This is a genomic window from Kitasatospora sp. NPDC056327, assembly GCF_042261735.1.
Classification (GTDB): Bacteria; Actinomycetota; Actinomycetes; order Streptomycetales; family Streptomycetaceae; genus Kitasatospora.
This window is the reverse complement of the sequence record NZ_JBHJRC010000456.1, coordinates 1-4,046: the sequence shown is the minus strand read 5'-3', so window position 1 is coordinate 4,046 and position 4,046 is coordinate 1. Positions and strand designations below refer to the sequence as shown.

General features: G+C 76.3%; 4 protein-coding genes. All 4 read left to right on the top strand.

The window, feature by feature from the left end:
* Positions 1-275 precede the first annotated feature (275 nt).
* Entirely contained in the window at positions 276-1,232 is a 957-nt protein-coding gene (locus tag ACFCX4_RS35095) for a TIGR03557 family F420-dependent LLM class oxidoreductase (protein ID WP_376151338.1), read from the top strand.
* Between the two features lie 254 nt (positions 1,233-1,486).
* Positions 1,487-1,738 carry a DUF6479 family protein gene (locus tag ACFCX4_RS35090; RefSeq protein WP_376151336.1) on the top strand — a complete coding sequence of 84 codons (252 nt, stop codon included), beginning with the start codon at positions 1,487-1,489 and terminating at the stop codon, positions 1,736-1,738.
* Positions 1,739-1,854: 116 nt separating this feature from the next.
* Positions 1,855-3,321 (top strand): aminotransferase class I/II-fold pyridoxal phosphate-dependent enzyme, encoded by a 1,467-nt coding sequence (locus tag ACFCX4_RS35085; RefSeq protein WP_376151334.1) that lies wholly within the window; start codon positions 1,855-1,857, stop codon positions 3,319-3,321.
* 14 nt (positions 3,322-3,335) lie between these two features.
* Complete coding sequence (locus ACFCX4_RS35080) at positions 3,336-3,986, top strand: CinA family protein (protein ID WP_376151332.1); 651 nt, start codon at positions 3,336-3,338, stop codon at positions 3,984-3,986.
* Positions 3,987-4,046 lie beyond the last annotated feature (60 nt).

The window sequence follows — 4,046 nt, the reverse complement described above, 5'->3', positions numbered from 1 at the left end:
GGCTGCGGCCCCAGCTGAGCCCGCCCCCCCGCCGGGGGGGGCCCCCCGCTTCTCGTTGCCGGGGCCCGGCCACCCCCCCCCGTCGGAGCGCCGGTGCCTGGCTTCGGTGAGGGCGGCCTTCAGCCCGATGGTGTGCAGGCCGTGGGTGGCCTGGGCCTGGGCCAGGTCCGCGACCGCCGGGTCGGCGCCGACGGGGCACCGGCCGCGCGTGATATCCGCGCGCCGTCCGGGGCACCCGCCGGGAGGGGGACGACGACCGAGAGGAGCGGGAACCGATGACCGAGTACGGGTACTTCCTGTCGTGCGAGGAGTTCACCCCGGCCGAACTGATCGAGCAGGCCCGGCTGGCCCGGCAGGCCGGGTTCACCCGGCTGGCGATCTCCGACCACTTCCACCCCTGGAACGACGCCCAGGGCAACAGCGCGTTCGTCTGGTCCGTGATCGGAGCCCTGTCGCAGACCGTCGACCTGCCGGTCACCACCCTGGTGACCTGCCCCACGGTGCGCCTGCACCCGGCGGTCACCGCTCAGGCCGCCGCCACCTCCAGCGTCCTGCTCGACGGGCGCTTCGCCCTCGGGGTGGGCAGCGGCGAGGCCCTCAACGAGCACGTCCACGGCGATCGCTGGCCCTCGTTCGAGGAACGCGCCGACATGCTGGAGGAGGCCGTCGAGGTGATGCGCAGCCTGTTCACCGGCGACCAGGTCAGCCACCGGGGCCGGCACTACACCGTCGACAACGCCCGCCTGTACACCGCGCCCCGCGGCCCGCTGCCGGTCCTGGTGTCCGGGTTCGGGCCGAAGGCCGCCGAACTCGCCGGGCGGATCGGGGACGGCTTCGTGACCATGACCCCGGACGCGGACCTGGTGGGCGCCTTCCGCGAGGGCGGCGGCGCCGACCGCAAGGTGGTCGGGGGCGTGAAGGTGTGCTGGAGCAGCAACCGGGACAAGGCAGTCGACACGGTGCACCGGCTGTGGCCGACCGAGCTGCTGCCCGGTGAGCTCGCCCAGCTCCTCCCCACCCCGGCCCACTTCGAGCAGGCCTGCGAACTGGTCACCCGCGACATGGCCGCCGACGCCTTCACGTGCGGGGACGACGCGGAGGAGCACGTGCAGACGGTGCGCGCCTACGCGCGGGCCGGCTTCGACGAGGTGTACGTCGGCCAGATCGGCCCCGACCAGGAGGTGTTCTTCGACGCCTACCGCGAGCTGGTGCTGCCCGCCCTCCGGAGCTGAGCACGGCCGCACCGGCCGGCGCCGTTTACGGTCACGAATCGGGGAAAACCGGACGGTGCACCACTTGCTGGACCGCTTTCCGGCCGGCGCCGACACCGGCTCGGGGGTCAGCGGACGGACGAGCCGCCGGGCGGGGCGACCCGGCAACCACCTCCCCGCCGCGCCTCGCCGCGCCCCGCCGCGCCGCCCCGGCGCGGTGCCGTGCACCCGCACCGCGCCGGAACTCCGCAGAAACGATCGGAAGGAAACCGCCCATGACCGACCAAGTGGTCCAGACCGCGGCATCCATGTCGGGCGCCGGACTCGTGATTCCGGCCGTGCTGGTCGTGGGCCTCCTCATCGGGGCGTTCGTCTGGGGCAGCCGCCGGCAGGCCCGGAAGAAGACGCTCGCCTACCGCCCCGGGGACGTCCGCGGTCCCCGGGGCGGCCCCCGGAGCACCCCGGAGGGACGGGGCGAGGGCCGTGACGGCGCCGGCGGGCCCGGCGGTCGCACGCCCTCGGACTGACCTCCGGGGGGGGCACGCGACGGTCGGCTCCGGGACCGGAAACGGGCCGCGGAGCCGGTCGTCGCGCGCCCGTCGCGGCGCCGTTTGCCGCCGGGAGCCACGGGCACACGCGCGGCATGGACCAGTCCCAGGCACCGGTGCTCGAAGCCCTCGCGGCCTTCCACGCCAACCCGCTGACCACGTTCACCCCGCCCGGCCACAAGCAGGGCCGCGGCGCCGACCCCCGCGTCCTCCAGGCCCTGGGGGCCGACGTCTTCCGCGCGGACATCCTGGCCACCGGTGGCCTCGACGACCGGCTGGACGGACGCGGGATCCTCCGGCACGCCCAGGAGTTGATGGCCGAGGCGGTCGGCGCCGACCACACCTTCTTCTCCACCTGCGGGAGCTCCCTGTCGGTGAAGGCCGCGATGCTCGCCGTCGCGGGCCCCCACGAGGAACTGGTCGTGGGCCGGGACGTGCACAAGTCCGTCGTCGCCGGCCTCGTCCTCGCGGGCATCCGCCCGGTCTGGGCGGAGCCGGAGTGGGACGCCCGTCTGCACCTGGCCCACCCGCCGTCCGCCGACACCGTCCGCTCCGCCCTGGAGCGCCACCCCGACGCGAAGGGCGCGCTGGTCACCTCCCCGACCCCGTACGGGACGTGTGCCGACCTGGAGGCGATCGCCGCCGTCTGCCACGAGCGCGGGAAGCCGCTGATCGTGGACGAGGCGTGGGGCGCGCACCTGCCCTTCCACCCGGACCTGCCGCGCTGGGCGATGGACGCGGGCGCCGACGTGTGCGTCACCTCCGTGCACAAGATGGGCTCCGCCCTGGAGCAGAGCTCCGTCTTCCACCTCCGGGGCGACCGCGTGGACCCGGCCGTCCTGAAGCAGCGCGAGGACCTGCTCGGCACCACCAGCCCCTCCACCCTGGTCTACGCGGCCCTGGACGGCTGGCGCCGCCAGATGGTCCAGCACGGCCGCGCCCTCTACGACCGCGCGCTCGACCTCGCCGGTCACGTCCGCGCCGGCGTCGACGCCCTCGACGGCCTGCACGTCCACGGCCGCGACGACTTCTGCGGCCCCGGCCGGGCCGCGGACCTCGACCCCCTCCAGGTGATCATCGACGTCTCCGCCCTGGGCACCAGCGGCTACCGGGCCGGCGACTGGCTGCGCTCCCACCACCAGCTGACCCTCCACGTCTGCGACCACCGCCGCATCAGCGCCCAGCTCACCCATGCCGACGACACCACCACCGCCGCCGCCCTCCTGGACGGCCTCGGCGAGCTCGCCGCCGTCGCCGACGGCCTGCCGCCCGTGCCCCGCGTCGACGTTCCCGACCCGGAGCGGCTCCGCCTGGAGCAGGTGCTGCTGCCGCGCGACGCGTTCTTCGGCCCCACCGAGCAGGTCCCCGCCGCGAAGGCCGCCGGCCGGATCGCCGCCGAGATGCTCACCCCCTACCCGCCCGGCATCCCCGCCGCCCTGCCGGGGGAGCGCCTCAACACCGACGTGCTCGACTACCTGCGCAGCGGCATCGGGGCGGGCATGCTCGTCCCCGACAGCGCCGATCCCGCGCTGGACACCGTGCGCGTGGTCGTCGAGACCTGACCCCGGGCGGATCGATGGCCCGCGCTCGTGGCACGGCGGGGCACGGCGGGGACGGCGGGGGACGCCCTCCTCCGGAGGGTTCGGTGCCCGCCCGCGACGGGCTCGACCGGGCGGGGTCCTGGTCCGGTGGACCACCTCCGCCCTGGCGGCGGCCGGACACACCGTGGCGGTCGCCGAGTCACCGACCGCGGGCCACCGGGCACCGCCCTGGCGCCGGCCCCGGCCCCGGGGCAGATCTTCCTCGGCGTCGTCGTCGCCTGCGCGACCGGGTCGAAGAGCACCCTGCCGCACGTCGACAGCGGGCCCCGCGCCGAGCAGGGGCGGTCCGTCCCGAGGCCGCCGCCCAGACGGCGCGCGGGATCCGCACCGCTACGGGGGCCACGTACGGGCTCGCCGTCACCGGCGTCGCCGGGCCCTCGCCGCAGGACGGCCGGCCGGTGGGAACCGTCCACGTCGCCCTCGCCACCGGCCGTGCCACCGTCACGGCCCGGCCGACCCCGGGTTCCGGCCGGCGCGCGGACATCCGGTGCGAGACCGTCCTCGCCGCGCTCCTGCTCCTGCGCGACCGCCCACGGCCGGACGCCCGGACGCCCGGACGCCCGCCCCGTGACCCGGCTCTTCCCGAACCTGTCGGAGCGGGGCGCCCGAGGGTACGACGCGCATGATCCGACCCGATCCGGGTAGGCGCCCGGCCCGCGCCGGGGCCCCCGGGCCGACGGATCCGC

Bases quoted from the DNA above. Each gene is read 5' to 3' on its own strand.
- ACFCX4_RS35085 (WP_376151334.1), top strand. From the start codon at position 1,855: ATGGACCAGTCCCAGGCACCGGTGCTCGAAGCCCTCGCGGCCTTCCAC.
- ACFCX4_RS35080 (WP_376151332.1), top strand. From the start codon at position 3,336: ATGGCCCGCGCTCGTGGCACGGCGGGGCACGGCGGGGACGGCGGGGGA.
- ACFCX4_RS35090 (WP_376151336.1), top strand. From the start codon at position 1,487: ATGACCGACCAAGTGGTCCAGACCGCGGCATCCATGTCGGGCGCCGGA.
- ACFCX4_RS35095 (WP_376151338.1), top strand. From the start codon at position 276: ATGACCGAGTACGGGTACTTCCTGTCGTGCGAGGAGTTCACCCCGGCC.